The sequence below is a fragment of the Mucilaginibacter puniceus genome, assembly GCF_054783175.1.
The window spans coordinates 502,546-519,415 of the sequence record NZ_BAAGRB010000002.1 but is presented as its reverse complement, the minus strand read 5'-3'; the positions used below and the strand labels follow the sequence as shown (position 1 = coordinate 519,415).

16 protein-coding genes are annotated in these 16,870 nt (G+C 40.9%); 9 read left to right on the top strand and 7 right to left on the bottom strand.

The annotated features are described in order from the left end of the window. Positions 1-31: 31 nt before the first annotated feature. The 3 genes from ACYVJ6_RS09260 to ACYVJ6_RS09250 all read right to left on the bottom strand — a co-directional run bounded on the left by ACYVJ6_RS09260 (position 32) and on the right by ACYVJ6_RS09250 (position 3,799). Positions 32-1,249 (bottom strand): TCR/Tet family MFS transporter, encoded by a 1,218-nt coding sequence (locus tag ACYVJ6_RS09260; protein WP_460693775.1) that lies wholly within the window; start codon positions 1,247-1,249, stop codon positions 32-34. Positions 1,250-1,406: 157 nt separating this feature from the next. Beyond that, positions 1,407-2,114, bottom strand: coding sequence for an LOG family protein (locus tag ACYVJ6_RS09255; RefSeq protein WP_460693774.1), 708 nt, complete (start codon positions 2,112-2,114; stop codon positions 1,407-1,409). A 203-nt stretch (positions 2,115-2,317) separates the two neighbouring features. Beyond that, positions 2,318-3,799: a sodium:solute symporter gene (locus ACYVJ6_RS09250; RefSeq protein WP_460693773.1), complete on the bottom strand. Its 1,482-nt coding sequence runs from the start codon at positions 3,797-3,799 to the stop codon at positions 2,318-2,320. A 215-nt stretch (positions 3,800-4,014) separates the two neighbouring features. On the opposite strand from ACYVJ6_RS09250, the gene recR reads away from it, so the two are divergent. The 7 genes from recR (at position 4,015) to trpA (ending at position 10,160) form a co-directional block, all read left to right on the top strand. Continuing rightward, positions 4,015-4,632 carry a recombination mediator RecR gene (recR, locus tag ACYVJ6_RS09245; protein WP_460693772.1) on the top strand — a complete coding sequence of 206 codons (618 nt, stop codon included), beginning with the start codon at positions 4,015-4,017 and terminating at the stop codon, positions 4,630-4,632. A gap of 3 nt (positions 4,633-4,635) precedes the next feature. Further along, complete coding sequence (locus ACYVJ6_RS09240) at positions 4,636-5,472, top strand: glycosyltransferase family 2 protein (protein WP_460693771.1); 837 nt, start codon at positions 4,636-4,638, stop codon at positions 5,470-5,472. After that, complete coding sequence (locus tag ACYVJ6_RS09235) at positions 5,456-6,271, top strand: SDR family oxidoreductase (protein ID WP_460693770.1); 816 nt, start codon at positions 5,456-5,458, stop codon at positions 6,269-6,271. Before ACYVJ6_RS09240 ends, ACYVJ6_RS09235 begins: the two co-directional genes overlap by 17 nt. Before the next feature lie 228 nt (positions 6,272-6,499). After that, positions 6,500-7,489 (top strand): anthranilate phosphoribosyltransferase, encoded by a 990-nt coding sequence (gene trpD / locus ACYVJ6_RS09230; RefSeq protein WP_460693769.1) that lies wholly within the window; start codon positions 6,500-6,502, stop codon positions 7,487-7,489. A gap of 2 nt (positions 7,490-7,491) precedes the next feature. Continuing rightward, positions 7,492-8,124, top strand: a complete 633-nt coding sequence (locus tag ACYVJ6_RS09225; RefSeq protein WP_460693768.1) for a phosphoribosylanthranilate isomerase — start codon at positions 7,492-7,494, stop codon at positions 8,122-8,124. Then, entirely contained in the window at positions 8,108-9,289 is a 1,182-nt protein-coding gene (trpB, locus tag ACYVJ6_RS09220) for a tryptophan synthase subunit beta (RefSeq protein WP_460693767.1), read from the top strand. The genes ACYVJ6_RS09225 and trpB overlap by 17 nt, the downstream gene beginning before the upstream one ends. Positions 9,290-9,386: 97 nt before the next feature. Further along, positions 9,387-10,160: a tryptophan synthase subunit alpha gene (gene trpA, locus ACYVJ6_RS09215; protein ID WP_460693766.1), complete on the top strand. Its 774-nt coding sequence runs from the start codon at positions 9,387-9,389 to the stop codon at positions 10,158-10,160. Between the two features lie 144 nt (positions 10,161-10,304). On the opposite strand, the gene ACYVJ6_RS09210 is transcribed toward trpA, so the two are convergent. Both ACYVJ6_RS09210 and ACYVJ6_RS09205 read right to left on the bottom strand, forming a co-directional pair. After that, positions 10,305-10,925 carry an L-threonylcarbamoyladenylate synthase gene (locus ACYVJ6_RS09210; RefSeq protein ID WP_460693765.1) on the bottom strand — a complete coding sequence of 207 codons (621 nt, stop codon included), beginning with the start codon at positions 10,923-10,925 and terminating at the stop codon, positions 10,305-10,307. 150 nt (positions 10,926-11,075) lie between these two features. Further along, the gene (locus ACYVJ6_RS09205; RefSeq protein ID WP_460693764.1) at positions 11,076-11,606 is read right to left on the bottom strand and encodes a YceI family protein; all 531 of its coding nucleotides are present in this window, start codon (positions 11,604-11,606) and stop codon (positions 11,076-11,078) included. Positions 11,607-11,768: 162 nt separating this feature from the next. Here ACYVJ6_RS09205 and ACYVJ6_RS09200 point away from each other — a divergent pair, with 162 nt between their 5' ends. Both ACYVJ6_RS09200 and ACYVJ6_RS09195 read left to right on the top strand, forming a co-directional pair. After that, on the top strand, positions 11,769-13,412 hold the full coding sequence (locus tag ACYVJ6_RS09200) for an FMN-binding glutamate synthase family protein (RefSeq protein ID WP_460693763.1): 1,644 nt from the start codon (positions 11,769-11,771) through the stop codon (positions 13,410-13,412). Between the two features lie 374 nt (positions 13,413-13,786). Then, positions 13,787-14,194 (top strand): DUF1801 domain-containing protein, encoded by a 408-nt coding sequence (locus ACYVJ6_RS09195; RefSeq protein ID WP_460693762.1) that lies wholly within the window; start codon positions 13,787-13,789, stop codon positions 14,192-14,194. A gap of 58 nt (positions 14,195-14,252) precedes the next feature. Here ACYVJ6_RS09195 and ACYVJ6_RS09190 read toward each other — a convergent pair whose 3' ends face one another. After that, positions 14,253-14,804, bottom strand: a complete 552-nt coding sequence (locus ACYVJ6_RS09190) for a DUF4142 domain-containing protein (RefSeq protein WP_460693761.1) — start codon at positions 14,802-14,804, stop codon at positions 14,253-14,255. 151 nt (positions 14,805-14,955) lie between these two features. Next, positions 14,956-16,773, bottom strand: a complete 1,818-nt coding sequence (locus tag ACYVJ6_RS09185; protein ID WP_460693760.1) for an alpha-L-fucosidase — start codon at positions 16,771-16,773, stop codon at positions 14,956-14,958. Positions 16,774-16,870: the final 97 nt, after the last annotated feature.

Below are 16,870 nucleotides of genomic sequence, written 5' to 3'. Positions count from 1 at the left end.
GTTTTGTTAAGCAATGTTATAACCAATAATTTTAATTTGTGTTTCTTTTAAAACTACGCACCGCTAAAATTGCACTGGTAAACATTAATAAAGCACCCAGTAAAAATGGTGCGCCGGGTAAATGTAAAGGTGTGCCGGGTTTGGTAAAATAATAAAACAGGTAGGTCATTACCCACGGGCCAAATATGGCGCTTAAGCTCATTAAACTGGTTAAAGCACCTTGTAGTTCGCCTTGTTCGTTTCGTGGCACCTGCTCGGTCATAATGCCCTGCAGGGCGGGGCCCGCAATACCACCCAGTGCATAAGGTATCATAAAGGCAAACATCATCCATCCTTTATCGGCAATGCCAAATAATATTAAGCCAATGCCATATAGCACCAGGCCTATCCAAATACTGCGTTCTTTACCTAATTTAGGTATAGCCACACGTATTAATCCACCTTGTACAGCAGCAATAGTTAAACCTACAAAGCCTAATGAATAACCAACCATGGCTTCATTCCAGTTAAATTTTTCAAAAGTGTAAAAGGTCCACACACTTTGTACAGATTGTGCTGCAAAATACACGAGGAACAGACTAACTGCCAATCCTAATACAGCAGGGTATTTTTTTAATTGTAATAATGAACCCAGAGGATTGGCCCTTTTAATATCAAACGGGCGACGGTGTGCCGCATCTAAAGATTCTGGCAATACAAAATAACCATAAGCTGCATTTAACAAGGCTAACACCCCTGCCGCTATAAACGGAAGATGTGTACTATATTTACCTAATATTCCTCCTATAACAGGCCCCACAATAAAACCTATACCAAAAGCAACACCTATCATTCCAAAGTTTTGGGCACGTTTTTCGGGCGTGCTTACATCAGCAATATAAGCCGACGCGGTAGTGAAACTTGCACCAGTGATACCTGCAACAATACGGCCTACAAATAGCCAGCCGATAGTTGGGGCAAATGCCATAAAAAAGTAATCTATCCCGAAGCCAAATAACGATCCCAGTAATACCGGGCGGCGGCCATATTTATCACTTAAGTTGCCCAGTATGGGGGCAAATAAAAACTGCGTTACAGAGTAGGCCACAGTTAATAACCCCGCATAGCGCGACGCTTCACTTAAGCCACCATGTATTAAAGTTTGTATCAGTTTAGGCAATACCGGGATGATGATCCCTAATCCCGTAACATCAATTAAAAGTGTGATAAATATAAAGCTGAGTGCAGCTTGCTTGTTAGGTTTGGCCATAAGGTGGCTAAAATAGATATTACAATGTTAACTTAATAAAAAATGTCATTTCGAAACGCAGTGAGAACTATATCTTGAGCGTAGTGAAAAAATCTATACATATGCTACTAACGCGTGTATGGATTTCTCGCTATGCCCGAAATGACAAGGAAATTTTTTAAAAATTCGGTTTAAGTACGTATTTGTTGTAGAAACGCGTGATATGTTCAACAGCTTCTTCGGCGGTATCAACCAGCCGGTATAAGTTCAAATCATCAGGGTGAATATTATGCTCTTCGTTCAGCATTTTATCTTCCACCCACTTGAATAAGCCGCCCCAGTATTCTTTGCCTACAAACACAATAGGGAAGCGGGCAATTTTACCGGTTTGTATCAAGGTTATCGCCTCAAATGATTCATCCATGGTGCCAAAGCCGCCCGGCAATACTATAAAGCCCTGCGAGTATTTCATGAACATTACCTTGCGGATGAAGAAGTAATCAAACTCCAGTATTTTATCCCTGTCGATGTATTTATTATGGAACTGCTCAAAAGGCAGCTCAATATTTAACCCTACAGATTTACCCCCGGCTTCATAAGCACCTTTGTTGGCCGCTTCCATAATACCGGGCCCACCACCTGATATTACACCATAACCGTGCTCGGTTAATAAGCGCGCAGTGTCTTCGGCCAGTTTATAAAACTTGTTATCGTTGTGTGTACGTGCCGATCCGAATATGGATACACACGGGCCAATTTTAGCCAGTTTTTCAAAGCCGTCAACAAATTCGGCCATTATTTTAAATATCTGCCATGAGTCGGTTACTTTTATCTCCTGCCAGTTTTTGTTTTCAAATGCTTGTCTTATTTTTTCGTCACCAGTCATATCTTCTTATTATATCAAATCATTAATCATCCGTCGTCGACTCACCCCGACTTCTCCCGATATTTATCGGGATCGTCGCCCCTCTCTTCCGCAAGCGGTAAAGAGGGTTTTTACTTTGCTTCCCTCTTTACGCCAAAGGCGAAGAGAGGGTGGTCGAGCAAAGCGATGACCGGGTGAGTCTATCACCGACCAATCCTACTAAACTAAGCAGTTGCTGCTTTTGTTTTAGCAGATGAGGTAAGCCATAACCCCGCAAAGGTAATCAAACCATTTACCAGGATGAGTTCGTTATCAAATTTATAGCCAATTAAATCTACAGAGTTGTTGCTTAAATAGTAACATATAGCAGGCGATAACAAACAAATAAACGGTACCAACTTATCCAAAACCTGTCTGTGGCCTACAAATAAGCCAAATGCATATAAACCCAATAGTGGCCCGTAGGTGTATGAAGCTACAGAGAATATGGCAGTTACCACCGCCGTGTCATTTATGGCGTTAAATATAATTATGGTTAAAAACAACAATCCCGAAAAAGCTATATGTACGTAATGTCGAGTAGTTACCCGTTTTTTACTGTTATTATCACCGCCCTTATTAAAATTTAAAAAATCTACACAAAAAGAGGTAGTTAAAGCTGTTAATGCCGAATCGGTTGTGGCAAATGTTGCTGCGGTTAAGCCCAACATAAATACTATAGCGGGTACAATACCCAAATATTGTAAAGCGATGGTAGGATATAAATAATCAGTTTTTTCAACGCTGATACCGTACTTGGCGGCATAAATGTAAAGCAAGGCGCCAACACTTAAAAAGAAGATATTGATCAGCACAAACACCGCGGTAAAGCTGAACATGTTTTTTTGCGCTTCCTTGATGTTTTTCAGGCTCAGGTTTTTCTGCATCAGGTCCTGGTCAAGCCCGGTCATGCCTACTGTGATGAATAAACCACCCAAAAACTGCTTGCTCAAATGCAAACGGCTGCTCATAAAATCGTTCACAAAAAATATTTTAGAGTAGCTGCTGTTTTTAATGGCATCTGCGGCTTCAAATATCGTGTAATCCAAACTATCACAAATAAAGTATATCGACAGGAAAACAGACGAAACCAGGAATAGCGTTTGCAAGCTATCAGTAATAATAATGGTTTTTAATCCGCCTTTAAAGGTATAGGCCCATATCAATACCAGGCATATTAATACAGTTACTGCGAAGGGCACATTATAGCTGTCAAAAATAAACTTCTGTAATACGATCACCACCAAATACAACCTAAATGCCGAGCCAATTACCCTGCTTATTAAAAATATTCCCGCCGCAGTTTTATAGCTCCATGTACCCAGGGCATGCTCAATGTAGCTATAAATGGAGGTCAGCTTCATGCGGTAGTATAAGGGAAGCAACACCGTAGCTATAATGATAAATCCTGCCGCGTTACCCAGTACGAACTGGAAGTAAGCAAACTCATCGCCGCTTGGCGCGCCAACTTTACCGGGTACGGATATGAAAGTAACTCCGCTCAGCGCGGTGCCTATCATACCAAAGGCCACCAAATACCATTTGGAGTTACGGTTGGCCACAAAAAAGGTATCATTATCTGATGATTTACGCGAAGTAAGCCAGGAGATAACCAATAGCACCAAAAAGTAACCGATGATGAAAGAGAGTAACAGGGCTGGGGTCATATATTTATGAGTTCTACCCACTTGTCATTTCGAACGAGGTACGAGGAGAAATCTATACACCTGCTACGATTTGCTTATGTATGGATTTCTCACTGTCGTTCGAAATGACAGTTGGGAATTTTTTCTTGCCGACAAGTTATCGATACTATTTTATTAATCAAAAATAAACTATTCTAACATTTCCGGACTTTCCGACTAAACACTATATTCGCATAATGAATTTCTCTTCTAAACTATTAGAAAACGCCGTTGCTGAATTTGCTAAATTACCGGGAGTAGGTCAAAAAACCGCTTTGCGCCTGGTGCTGCATTTATTAAAGCAGGAAAAGGCCGACGTAGAGCAGTTTAGCAGTACGGTAAGCAAACTGCGTAACGAGATTCAGTTTTGTAAAACCTGTTATAATATATCTGATCAAGCCGTTTGCGAAATTTGCGCGTCGCCCAAGCGCGACCAAAGTCTGGTTTGTATAGTTGAAGATACACGTGATGTGATGGCCATAGAAAATACCAACCAATATAATGGCGTATACCATGTGCTTGGCGGGTTAATATCACCCATGGATGGTATTGGGCCCAGTGATTTAGAGGTTGATTCACTGGTTGAGCGTTTAAAGCAAAGCGAAGCCAAAGAAATTATTTTTGCCCTTAGCGCCACCATGGAAGGCGACACCACTATATTTTATTTAGATAAACGACTTAAACATTTTAACTTAAAATTATCCACCATTGCGCGTGGCATAGCTTTTGGAGGTGAATTGGAGTACGTTGATGAGATCACCCTCGGGCGGTCTATCACTACACGTGTTCCGTATGAAAATTCATTAACCAGGTAGCTTATGAAACTAACAGTTATTATGGTAAATTACAACCAATGTAATTTACTCAAACAGGCACTAAATTCTTTAATTGTTGCCGGTAAAGGCATTGATTACGAAGTTATTATAGTTGACAATGCATCGTGTGATAATACGATAGAAATGTTGGCTTACCAATTCCCTCAATTTAAAATTTTGGCTAACCAGGTTAATGAAGGCATACCTAAAGCATACAATCGTGCCCTTGAATTGGCTAAAGGAGAGTATGTTTTACTGGTCAATGCGGATACAATTTGCGGCAAGGATACTTTAGAGAAAGTACTGGAGTTTATGGATACCCATGATGATGCCAGCGGAGCAGGCGTACGTATGTTATCCCCGCAAGGGAAATTTCTTGCAGAATCAAAACGCGGACTAACTAAACCATGGGTTGCATTTTTTAAACTGGTTGGCCTGGCCAGGCAGTTTCCTAAATCAAGGTTAGGTAACCGCAACCGTAAAGAATGGGTAGAAGAGTTTCAAACTACAGAGGTTGATATACTGAATGGCGCATTTATGTTGCTGCGCAGAGACATATTTAACGAAACCGGACTATTTGACGAGCGTTTTGTACGTTTTGGCTATGATATCGACCTGTCGTACCGTATGAAACTGGCCGGACTTAAAAACTATTATTTCCCAAAAACATACATTATCAACGCTAAAACCCAGACTATACCTAAATTTAGCTGGCAATACATTAAATACTTTTACGGCGCTATGTTTATATTCGCTGCTAAATACCTGTTTAAAGTACCCGAAATCAAAGTACAGGGGTTACCGCAGGTGTTTAAGCCGCAATATGAAGTTGAAAGATAAAATTGTAATTATCACCGGTGCATCATCAGGCATAGGTAAAGCATTAGCTATTGAATGTGCCAAGCGTGGTGCAAATTTGGTTTTAGCCGCGCGGCAATATGTCACCTTATGCGAGATAGCGCAAAATCTGCAACAGCAATATAATATTAAAGCTGTGGCTGTTGAATGTGACGTGGCAGTTGAAACAGATTGCGAACATCTCATTAAACAAACCCTTACTACTTTCGAGAAAATTGATGTACTCATTAATAATGCAGGCATATCTATGCGCGCTTTATTTAATGATGTTGACGTTAAAGTTTTACAGCAGTTAATGGATGTAAACTTTTGGGGTACAGTATATTGTACGAAATATGCTATGCCCGAAATTTTAAAAACAAAAGGAAGTATAGTAGGTGTATCGTCTATAGCAGGCTATAAAGGTTTGCCGGGGCGTACAGGATATTCGGCATCCAAATTTGCTATGAATGGCTTTTTAGATGCTCTACGGGTGGAGAATTTAAAAACCGGTGTGCACGTTTTAACGGCTTGCCCGGGTTTTACAGCATCCAATATTCGTAATACGGCTTTAGATAAAAGCGGCACACAACAAGGCGAGAGTACCCTACAGGAAGAGAAAATGATGACCGCTGAAGAAGTAGCCAAAATAATAGCTGACGGGGTTGAAAATCGCTCACGTACATTGATCATGACCGGCCAGGGAAAGCTAACTGTTTTACTCAATAAATTACTACCGGGTTTATTGGATAAATTGGTTTATAATGTGTTTACTAAAGAGAAGGACCCGTTATTGAAATAGCATGATCAAAAATATATTTTCCGCTTGCTTTTGGTAAAAACTATTTCCATCTTTGTTGTGCAAATGAACGTTACAAAAATAAATAATAGCTGGTGGTGGTTTAACGAGTAATCGTAAGGTAACCCCATGATTTAAAATATATAATATTCAAAAAGGGTTGCCGTAGGTAACCCTTTTTTGTTTTTAACAATTAAACGCATTCTAACTAAATTCCCTTTTGGGATATATATGAAACAAATACTAAATCGTCTTTTTGAGAATAAAGCTTTTACCAGGGAAGAATCAAAAAAAATCTTAACCGATCTGGCACAGGGTACTTATAATAACTCACAAATTGCTGCCTTTATGACGGCCTATTGCATGCGCAATATTACGGTTAGCGAATTAGAGGGCTTTAGGGATGCTATGTTAGAACTTGCTTTGCCGCTTGACCTGGAAACCGAAAACCTGATAGACCTTTGCGGTACAGGTGGTGATGGTAAGGATACTTTTAATATTTCAACCTTAGCATCATTTGTGGTGGCAGGTGCAGGTTATAAAGTGGCCAAGCATGGCAACTATGGCGTATCTTCTGGTTGTGGCTCATCAAACGTAATGGAGTATTTGGGTTACCAGTTTACAAACGATGCCGGTAAACTAAAAGACAGTATCAATAAAGCCAATATTTGTTTTTTACATGCGCCGTTATTTCACCCGGCCATGAAAACTGTGGCACCCATCCGCAGGGAACTGGGTGTAAAAACGTTTTTTAATATGCTTGGCCCAATGGTTAATCCGGCCCGGCCAAAAAACCAAATGGTTGGGGTGTATAATTTGGAGTTAGCACGTATTTACGCTTATTTATACCAGCAGTCTGATAAAAAATATACTATTTTGAATGCTTTAGAAGGTTATGATGAAGTTTCATTAACCTGCGATTTTAAAACTTTCTCTGCCGATGGCGAAAAGATAAACAGCATTGAAGCATTAGGTTTTGAAAAACTTGATCCGTCACAGATAGTTGGCGGCAGTACTGTTCCCGAATCGGCCGATATATTTATGAAAGTGCTGAATAACGAAGCTACAACCGCACAAAACAATGTGGTTTTGGCTAACGCTGCCGTAGCTATCAGGACTATCCATCCCGAAAAAACATTTGCCGATTGCTTTTATGAAGCCGAAGAAGCCTTATTAAAAGGATCAGCATTAAAAAGCTTTAAAACGCTGCTAAGTAACTAAAAATGAAAATCAAGGTCTGCGGTTTACGGGATAATATAGAAGCAGTAGCAGCTTTAGCGCCTGACTATATAGGTTTTATATGCTACGAGCCATCGCCAAGATATGTTAAAGATATACCTGTTGATCTGTTAGCCAAATTACCTTCATCTGTTTATAAAACAGCGGTGTTTGTTGACGAAAAAGAGGAAACTATTAATGGGCTAATAGATACTTTTGGTTTCAATGCCATTCAATTACACGGTAACGAAAGCCCGGATTTTGCTAACTCGTTTCGCGATAAAGTAACCGTGTTTAAAGCCTTTGGTGTAAATGCCGATTTTGACTTTGAAGAATTAACTCATTACGCCAACAAAGTAGATTATTTCCTGTTCGATACCAAGACGGACCTGCATGGCGGCTCGGGCAAAACTTTCGACTGGAGTATACTGGATAATTATACACTTAACGTGCCTTTTTTTTTAAGCGGAGGGTTAAGTTTGGATAATTTGGCAGAAGTTAAAACTATTACTCATCCGCAGTTTTTTGGGGTTGATTTAAATAGTAAATTTGAAACATCGCCGGGGGTAAAGGATATTGAAAAATTAAAAAAAGCATTTAATATGCTTAATAACAGAACTAATGAAATACGGAGTTAACGAACAAGGCTATTACGGAGATTTTGGGGGAGCGTACATACCGGAAATGCTATACCCTAATGTGGAAGAACTAAGGCAGCAATACCTGCAAATTATTAATGACGCCGACTTTAAATCCGAGTTTAATAAGCTGTTAAAAGATTACGTGGGTAGGCCTTCGCCATTATATTATGCTAAGCGTTACTCTGAAAAATATGGCGCCAATATATTTTTAAAGCGCGAGGATCTGAATCATACCGGATCGCATAAAATAAATAATGCCATAGGGCAAATTTTATTGGCGCAGCGATTAGGTAAAAAGCGCATTATAGCCGAAACAGGTGCCGGACAGCATGGTGTGGCTACCGCTACGGTTTGCGCGTTGATGGGTATTGAATGTGTGGTGTACATGGGCGAGGTGGATATGGCGCGCCAGGCACCCAACGTATCGCGTATGAAAATGCTGGGTGCAAAGGTTGTTCCCGCCACATCCGGTAGTAAAACGTTAAAAGATGCTACCAACGAGGCTATGCGCGATTGGATAGCTAACCCGGTTGATACGCATTATATCATCGGCTCGGTAGTAGGCCCATATCCTTACCCGGAAATGGTGGCTAAGTTTCAATCTATCATATCCGAAGAAACAAAATGGCAGTTGAAAGAACAAACCGGGAAAGAGCTGCCTGATTATGTTTTAGCCTGCGTAGGCGGTGGCAGTAACGCCATGGGTGCGTTCTATCATTTTTTAGATGATGAAAGTGTGAAATTAATTGCCGTTGAAGCAGCGGGTAAAGGTGTAGATAGTGGGCATTCCGCAGCAACTACTTTCCTTGGACGTGAGGGTGTTTTGCACGGTAGCCGAACCATATTAATGCAAACGGACGATGGGCAGGTTGTAGAGCCTTATTCTATCTCTGCCGGGTTAGATTATCCGGGCATTGGTCCGCAGCATGCGCACTTGTATAAAATTAAACGGGCGCAGTATGCCAATGTAACTGATGAAGAATCGTTACAAGCCGGTTTATTATGCTGCCAGTTAGAAGGTATAATCCCGGCAATTGAGTCGGCTCATGCTTTGGCATACTTAGAAAAAATGAAATTTAAAGCAGATGATAATGTAGTTATCTGTTTGTCAGGTCGTGGTGATAAGGACTTGGATACTTATATAAAATACTTTGGCTATTAGCCCCCTCTAAATCTCCCCCGGTAGGGGAGACTTGTTAATATTAAAATAAAAAATCCAATAGCCCCTCTCTACCGGAGAGGGGTTGGGGTGAGGCTTAATGAATCGCTTAAATAAACTTTTCGCAACTAAAAAAGATAATTTATTATCTATCTACTATACGGCGGGCTATCCTGCCATAAATACTACTATTGATATTGCGGAAGCATTGGAAAAAGCGGGGGCTGATTTTTTAGAGATAGGCTTCCCATATTCCGATCCGGTGGCTGATGGGCCGACCATTCAAAACAGCTCACAGCAGGCATTAGATAATGGCATGACGCTTAATGTGCTTTTTGAGCAATTGAAAGATCTGCGTAAACGGGTAACTATCCCCATTTTATTAATGGGCTATGTAAACCCGATAGTACAGTATGGTGTTGAGCGTTTTTGCAAAGCAGCAGCCGAAGCAGGGGTGGATGGCGTGATAGTTCCCGATTTGCCGATGTATGAATATGAAAATATGTATTCAGGCTTTTTTAAGGATAATAACCTGAGTAATATATTTTTGGTTACTCCTCAAACTGCCGAGGCACGCATCCGTAAGATTGATGAGTTGAGTAATAGCTTTATTTATCTGTTATCATCATCCAATATAACCGGGGGTAGTTTAAATGTATCTGATAGTATTGAAGGTTATTACCAACGTGTGAAGTCCATGAACCTTAAAAATCCAACCATCATTGGTTTTGGCATATCCAATAACGAAACCTATACCAAAGCTTGCCAATATGCTAATGGTGCTATTGTAGGCAGCGCGTTTGTGAAGCTGTTGGGTGAGGATGGGTATATGGAGAAGATACCCGGATTTGTGAAATTTATACGAGGTTGTTAACCAAACGTCATTGCGAGGAACGAAGCAATCTCTACGAAGGACATTCATTAAGATAAGTGTTCTTTTTAACTGGCATTGATGAGATTGACTGGCGAGTGCAGAGATTGCCACGCTACGCTCGCAATGACGCACGGGGGGTATTATTTACAAATACGCTTCCAAATCCCCTTTACCTTCACGAATGATCTCAAACTCGCCGGAGGTGCAGTCAACTACGGTTGACGGTATGTTATCACCATAACCGCCATCGATAACTATATCAACCAGGTTCTCATATTTTTCGTGGATCAATTCCGGGTCGGTTGAATATTCAATAATATCATCCTCATCATGTATGGAAGAGGATAGGATAGGGTGGCCCAATTCCTTTACAATACAACGGGCAATAGTATTGTCAGGTACACGTATACCTACTGTTTTTTTGTTAGAGCTTAACAGTTTAGGTACTTTATGGCTGGCGTTAAATATAAAGGTAAATGGTCCCGGTAATGCTTTTTTTAAAACGCGGAAAGTGGTGTTATCTATCGGTTTAATATAATCTGATATATGGCTCAAATCATAACACACAAATGAGAAATTAGCTTTTTCCGGTTTAATGTTCCTGATCTTGCAGATAGCCTCAATAGCTTTCTGATTAGTAATATCGCACCCCAAGCCATAAACCGTATCAGTAGGGTAAATGATGATGCCGCCTTTACGTAATACATCCACCACCTGCTGTATGGCTTTTTCATTAGGATTTTCGGGGTAGATTTTGATTAGCATATGGGGTAGAATTTCGGATTTCGGATTTTCGATTTCGGATTTTCTTTTCAAAAGTATACAAAAAAAGGCTCATGATGTTTTTAAACTTCATAAGCCTTTGTATAACGGTATAAATAAATCCGAAATCCGAAATCGAAAATCCGAAATTAATTATGCTTGTTTTGCAAACTGTACGCTGGCGTGTAATTTAATATCTTCGCCAACTACAATAGCACCGGCTTCGGTAATGCCATCCCAGGTTAAACCAAATTCTTTACGGTTAATTTTGCCGGTTACGTCAAAACCTGCTTTAGTGTTGCCATAAAAGTCAGCAGCCGAACCACCAAACTCTACATCCAGGCTAACCGGTTTGGTCACGTCTCTAATGGTAAGGTCACCTTGTAATTTATAATCATCACCGTCTTTAGTTAATGATGTAGAAGTAAAAGATATTTTTGGATATTTTTCCGCATCAAAAAAATCAGCAGATTTCAAGTGTCCGTCGCGTTGCTCCTGGTTGGTATCAATGCTGTTTACGTCTAACGTAATATTCACTTTCGCGTTTTGAAAATCTTCGCTATCAGTTTCTAAACTGCCTTCAAAGCTTTTAAATGCGCCTGTAACGGTTGATATAACTAAGTGTTTAACTTTAAATTGTACTTCTGAGTGTGTTGGGTCCAATACCCATTTTGTTGTTGCCATGATATGATTGTTTTTTTGTTAGGACAAATATACGAACAAAATAGATGTTTAAACATCTATTTATTATAAATTACATTTGTCAGACATTTTGCAACAAATTAACGTTGTAACACGCTTTTTGTTAGCAACAATCGTTTAGATTTACAATATAATTAAATACGCATGAGAAAACTTTTTATCGTATCAGTCATTATTATCATAGCCGTATTAGTAGGGTGGAGCATAATTTGGAGGCCGGCGGTGTGGTCGTTTGTTATATTTGTACCCATTTTTGTTTTGGGTGTTTATGATCTGCTGCAAACCAAACATACTATTGTGCGTAATTTTCCCGTGGTAGGCAGGTTGCGTTACCTGGCTGAAGATCTTCGCCCTAAAATATACCAGTATTTTGTAGAGAGCGATACCAATGGCAGCCCTTTTAACCGCCAAAACCGTAGCGTGATATATCAACGTGCCAAAAAGGTAGATGATACCCGCCCCTTTGGTACCGAGTTGGATGTCTATCAAAATGGGTACGAATGGTTAAATCATAGTATAGGTGCTATTGATCATCATACGCTTAATATTTCACCGCGTGTCAAAGTTGGCGGGCCCGAATGTACCCAACCCTATGATGCCAGCGTATTTAACATCTCTGCCATGAGTTTCGGCTCGTTAAGTACCAATGCTATTTTAGCCTTAAACAGTGGCGCCAAAATTGGCAATTTTGCGCATAATACCGGCGAGGGTGGCTTAAGCGATCATCATTTACAACCCGGCGGGGATATCATTTGGCAGATAGGCACAGGCTATTTTAGCTGCCGAAGCGCTGATGGTACCATCAATTATGAGGCGTTTGCCGAGCGGGCCAAATTGCCGCAAATAAAAATGATCGAGATCAAGCTATCGCAGGGAGCCAAGCCGGGGCATGGCGGTATTTTACCCGCGGCCAAGGTTACGCCCGAAATTGCAAGGATACGTTTGGTAGAGATGGGACAGGATGTAATTTCGCCGCCACATCACACCGCTTTTAGTAACCCCATTGAGATGATGCACTTTATTAAAAAGCTGCGCGGGCTTTCGGGCGGTAAGCCGGTTGGTTTTAAGTTATGCGTGGGCCATAAAAGCGAGTTTTTAGCTATCTGTAAAGCCATGATCAAAACAGGTATTTATCCTGATTTTATTACGGTTGATGGGGGCGAGGGTGGTACTGGTGCGGCACCGTTAGAGTTTTCCAATTCGGTAGGTATGCCGTTGCGCGAAGCGCTGGCTTTTGTTTATGATGCCCTAACGGGATTTGATTTGAAACAACATATCAAAATCATAGCATCTGGCAAAGTGGCTACGGGATTTGACCTGGTAAAGAACTTTGCTTTAGGTGCCGACATGTGCAATAGCGCCCGCGGAATGATGTTTGCGCTGGGCTGTATACAGGCGTTAGAGTGTAATACCAATACCTGCCCAACCGGCATAGCCACGCAGGATAAAAACCTGGTAGTAGGTTTAGTGGTGGATGATAAAAAAACACGGGTAGCAAACTTTCATAACCAAACGGTAAGCAGTGCTATACAAATGATAGGTGCTGCAGGCTTAAAGCACCCGGACGATATACACCGAATGTTTATTTACCGAAGGATAAGCCATAGCCAGATCATGACCTATGCCGAGCTTTTCCCTTACGCGCCTAAAGGTAGTTTACTGCAAACACCTTATCCGGCCAATTTTGAAATGGATATGGCCATTAGCAGCGCCGAAAGTTTTGTACCCGATTACAATAAAATTAGTACGATAGACAGGGTGGAGGCGAGTGCTTACACCAATAATTAAAATCGACGCGTCATTGCGAGGAACGAAGCAATCTCTACGTAAGCTAAGTATTCCCAGATTATAGCATCGGCCGCTCAATTGCCGCGGAGGCTGTTACTTTTGGCTTGATCCAAAAGTAACCAAAAGATCAAGTCAGCAGAGAGGCTTCTTTGCCGCACAAGCCTTTGCCCTGCAAATCAGGTAAAACCTGGGCTGCAAAAATTGCCCCAATGCTCAGCCAAACGCTTCGCAAATGTTGCTATGCCCTGCAGCTGCACCGCCCACCATTGTTTTACCTGATTTCGCCCGAAGCTTTTCTGCTGACGAGATGACAATTAATAATACATGGCTCAAAAATCCTTATGTTTATAACAAGTATCGCTTATCTTCAATCTATGGCACAACCCAAATTATCCAATACCGAATTAGTATCCGATTATATTGAAAAACTGGAAGAACCAACAAAAGAGATCGTTCAAGCCCTGCGCCAGATTATTTTAAGTACCGACCCTGAAATTTCCGAGGAAATTAAATGGAACGCCCCCAGCTTTTATTATACAGGCGAGATGAAGCCTTTTGATCCGAAAGAATACTTACGGTACATTATTGTGATGAACCTGCATAAACGAATCCTCATGGTTTTCCCGGGTGGTGCAAAGATCGACAACACATCGGGCCTGTTAACCGGCGATTATAAGGATGGCCGAAGGCTGGTATATGTAGAGACAATGGATGATGTAAAAAGCATAACCCCGGCATTGCAGGAGGCTATAAGGGATTGGTTGAGCAAGGTGGAGAAATGATAGCATAAAAAGGAGTTCAAACCGATCCACGTTTGAACTCCTTATATATCACTTAAAATTATTTTAAACTGGCCTGCAGTTGTTGTGCCCGTTCCAGGTGCATTTGTACAACAGGAGCAGTTTTGGCTGCAAAATCTTTCAAGTTTGCATCTAAACCCGTGGATGCCTGTGTTTGTAATAAATTCAGCATTTTTTGATGGCCCTCAACCATTGCGGTCATATAAGCCCTGTCAAATTCGGCCCCCGTTAAATTACGCAGGTTATCTGCTAAAGCTTTGTGTTCTGCATCAAGCGTATCAGGTAATACAAAACTTTTGTTTTTGGCCATATCCATTAATTCTTCACTTGATTTGGTATGGTCTGTTACCATCATATTGGCAAAATCTTTAACACTGCTATTGGCGGTTTTAGCCAATGCCAAATTGCCTAATTCAACTTCGGCCTTGCTACCGGCCGCTGCTTTTGCAATAAAGATCGAATCAGATAATAGTGCTGTGTCTGAAAGTCCTGCAGAGACACTATCTCCCATAGTTGTCTCGCTGGCTGATGAACATGCCTGGGCCAACCATAGTGTAGCCGCGCATGCTGATAATAAAAATAACTTCTTCATGTTTTTATAGATTGATATAATAAACTAACAACCAATAAATTAATTATGTTTTAAGAAGTTATTGTATAACGAAATTGTTATGTCGGTATTACTGAATTGAACAAAAAAAGGGGCTAAAAGCCTCTTTTGATCTTTAAAGCAAATATTTATTCTACTCAATCTTAAAAACCGCTGATGTAGCAAATGAAGTTTTAGCCGGATAGGTAATGGTAAGCCCATCAGCTTCCTGTTTCCATTGCAGGTTGCCGTTGTATCCCAATAGTTTTACCGATTTTATAGGTTTTTCCAGGTTTTTAGTTTCTGTACCAAATGATTTGATTCTTATTGATGTTCCCGCATCCGGTACGGTCATACAAAACGCGTATAGCGCATTGTTTTTGCCTACCGTAAAACGTATATCCTGCGTGTTAAATTTAAACTCAGCGTGTTTACGTCTTAATGCACCACCTGGTAACATTTTTAGTTTGCCGTTAACTTGTTCACCTTCGCCGGGTAGGGTCCAAGCATGGCTACCATAAACTGCTTCACCATTTCGGCGCATCCATACACCCACTTCCTTTAACATCTTTTGGCTACCTTCGTCTAAAGAGCCATCCGGTAGTATCGATATACATAAAGCAGCATTACCATCGCGGGCTATAGCTTCAATAATATAGCGTATCATCATACCTGAATCATACGTAAAATCTGGCTCGTAAAACCAATCGCCTACAGGTGCTTCGGCAATCCAGGGTTCGTTATTAATTATTTTTTCGGGAACACCAAATTCTTCAGTAGTAACTGTGCCGTTGGTTTTTTTACGGAACTTAACAATACTAAATGTATTTACCTTTCCGCGTCGTTGTAGGGTGCGATTATAAAAATCGGCAATAACACGCTGCATGGCATCGGCTTTAATACCCGTGCCTGTACCACTTCCGCTAAATGGCTGCTGGCTGGTGCCGTCAGTATAAATAAAATCTGGGTCGTAATGCTCAACAACATCCATCATGCGTAATGCCCATTGTGTGGTGTACCATTTGGAATAATCTATGTGGTTGATAAATATCCCTGCCGGTGCTGGTGACCAATCTGAATGCGCTTTTTCATTAACACCTTTATATTCGCGCAGGTCAATGCCATACAATAAGCGTGGATCATATCCTTCCCACCATTTTCCTTTTCCGTCACTTAGGGTAAGGTTGCCGTCATAGGGAATACCCTTTTTAGGGCCATTTTTGTCGCTGCCAAAAGCGGTTTGCCACCACCACCAGCTATATTCATGATGAAAGGTGACACCAAATCGTATTCCGTTGGCACGCGCCGCTTTGGCCCATTCGCCAATAAGATCACGTTTGGGGCCAATATTGACCGAGTTCCAGGGGTGATAGCGTGAGTTCCAAAGATCGTAATTGTCATGATGAACGCCTTGTATCATTAAAAAGCGTGCACCGGCGTCTTGGTATATTTTGGTAAGCTTAGCCGGGTCAAGTTTAGTCGGATTCCAGTCTCTTAGCACTTCTTTATAACCTACTTCAGATGGATGCCCATATTTTTTTAGATGATTTTTGTTGGCTTTTGTATCTTGTGAGTATAGTCTGCGGGCATACCAGTCGCCACTTTCTCCTGCAGATTGTGGGCCAAAGTGAACCCAAATACCAAACTTAGCATCACGAAGCCATGCAGGTTCTCCCGGATAATTTTTTTCGATAGATTCCCATGTAGGTTCAAATGGTCCGGGTGCAATTGGTATATCCAGTTTTATTTCCGTAAAGGTTCTGAAATTACCGACAGTTACACTATCAATAGGTAGCCTGGCCGGTATCGCCGGATATGGAGGTAATTTGGGAAGCTGGGTTTTGGTAGTAGCTTTTGTTTTTGCAACAACTTTTGCCCTTGGTGAACTTTTGGACTTTACTTTAATGTTTTGTGCATTTAGGTTAAATGACACAACTGTAATAATAAGGATCGCTCCTAAAATTCTTTTCATAATTAATTACTAATAGGTTTGATATTCAAGTTGGTAGCTTGATATTGGTATTTGTACCTGTTTTTAAGGCTTAATCAAATATAGATGGCATAAAGGG

Excerpts from the sequence above, each read along its gene's own strand:
- ACYVJ6_RS09260 (WP_460693775.1), bottom strand. The coding sequence starts at position 1,249 with ATGGCCAAACCTAACAAGCAAGCTGCACTCAGCTTTATATTTATCACA.
- ACYVJ6_RS09255 (WP_460693774.1), bottom strand. The coding sequence starts at position 2,114 with ATGACTGGTGACGAAAAAATAAGACAAGCATTTGAAAACAAAAACTGG.
- ACYVJ6_RS09250 (WP_460693773.1), bottom strand. The coding sequence starts at position 3,799 with ATGACCCCAGCCCTGTTACTCTCTTTCATCATCGGTTACTTTTTGGTG.
- recR (WP_460693772.1), top strand. The coding sequence starts at position 4,015 with ATGAATTTCTCTTCTAAACTATTAGAAAACGCCGTTGCTGAATTTGCT.
- ACYVJ6_RS09240 (WP_460693771.1), top strand. The coding sequence starts at position 4,636 with ATGAAACTAACAGTTATTATGGTAAATTACAACCAATGTAATTTACTC.
- ACYVJ6_RS09235 (WP_460693770.1), top strand. The coding sequence starts at position 5,456 with ATGAAGTTGAAAGATAAAATTGTAATTATCACCGGTGCATCATCAGGC.
- trpD (WP_460693769.1), top strand. The coding sequence starts at position 6,500 with ATGAAACAAATACTAAATCGTCTTTTTGAGAATAAAGCTTTTACCAGG.
- ACYVJ6_RS09225 (WP_460693768.1), top strand. The coding sequence starts at position 7,492 with ATGAAAATCAAGGTCTGCGGTTTACGGGATAATATAGAAGCAGTAGCA.
- trpB (WP_460693767.1), top strand. The coding sequence starts at position 8,108 with ATGAAATACGGAGTTAACGAACAAGGCTATTACGGAGATTTTGGGGGA.
- trpA (WP_460693766.1), top strand. The coding sequence starts at position 9,387 with ATGAATCGCTTAAATAAACTTTTCGCAACTAAAAAAGATAATTTATTA.
- ACYVJ6_RS09210 (WP_460693765.1), bottom strand. The coding sequence starts at position 10,925 with ATGCTAATCAAAATCTACCCCGAAAATCCTAATGAAAAAGCCATACAG.
- ACYVJ6_RS09205 (WP_460693764.1), bottom strand. The coding sequence starts at position 11,606 with ATGGCAACAACAAAATGGGTATTGGACCCAACACACTCAGAAGTACAA.
- ACYVJ6_RS09200 (WP_460693763.1), top strand. The coding sequence starts at position 11,769 with ATGAGAAAACTTTTTATCGTATCAGTCATTATTATCATAGCCGTATTA.
- ACYVJ6_RS09195 (WP_460693762.1), top strand. The coding sequence starts at position 13,787 with ATGGCACAACCCAAATTATCCAATACCGAATTAGTATCCGATTATATT.
- ACYVJ6_RS09190 (WP_460693761.1), bottom strand. The coding sequence starts at position 14,804 with ATGAAGAAGTTATTTTTATTATCAGCATGCGCGGCTACACTATGGTTG.
- ACYVJ6_RS09185 (WP_460693760.1), bottom strand. The coding sequence starts at position 16,773 with ATGAAAAGAATTTTAGGAGCGATCCTTATTATTACAGTTGTGTCATTT.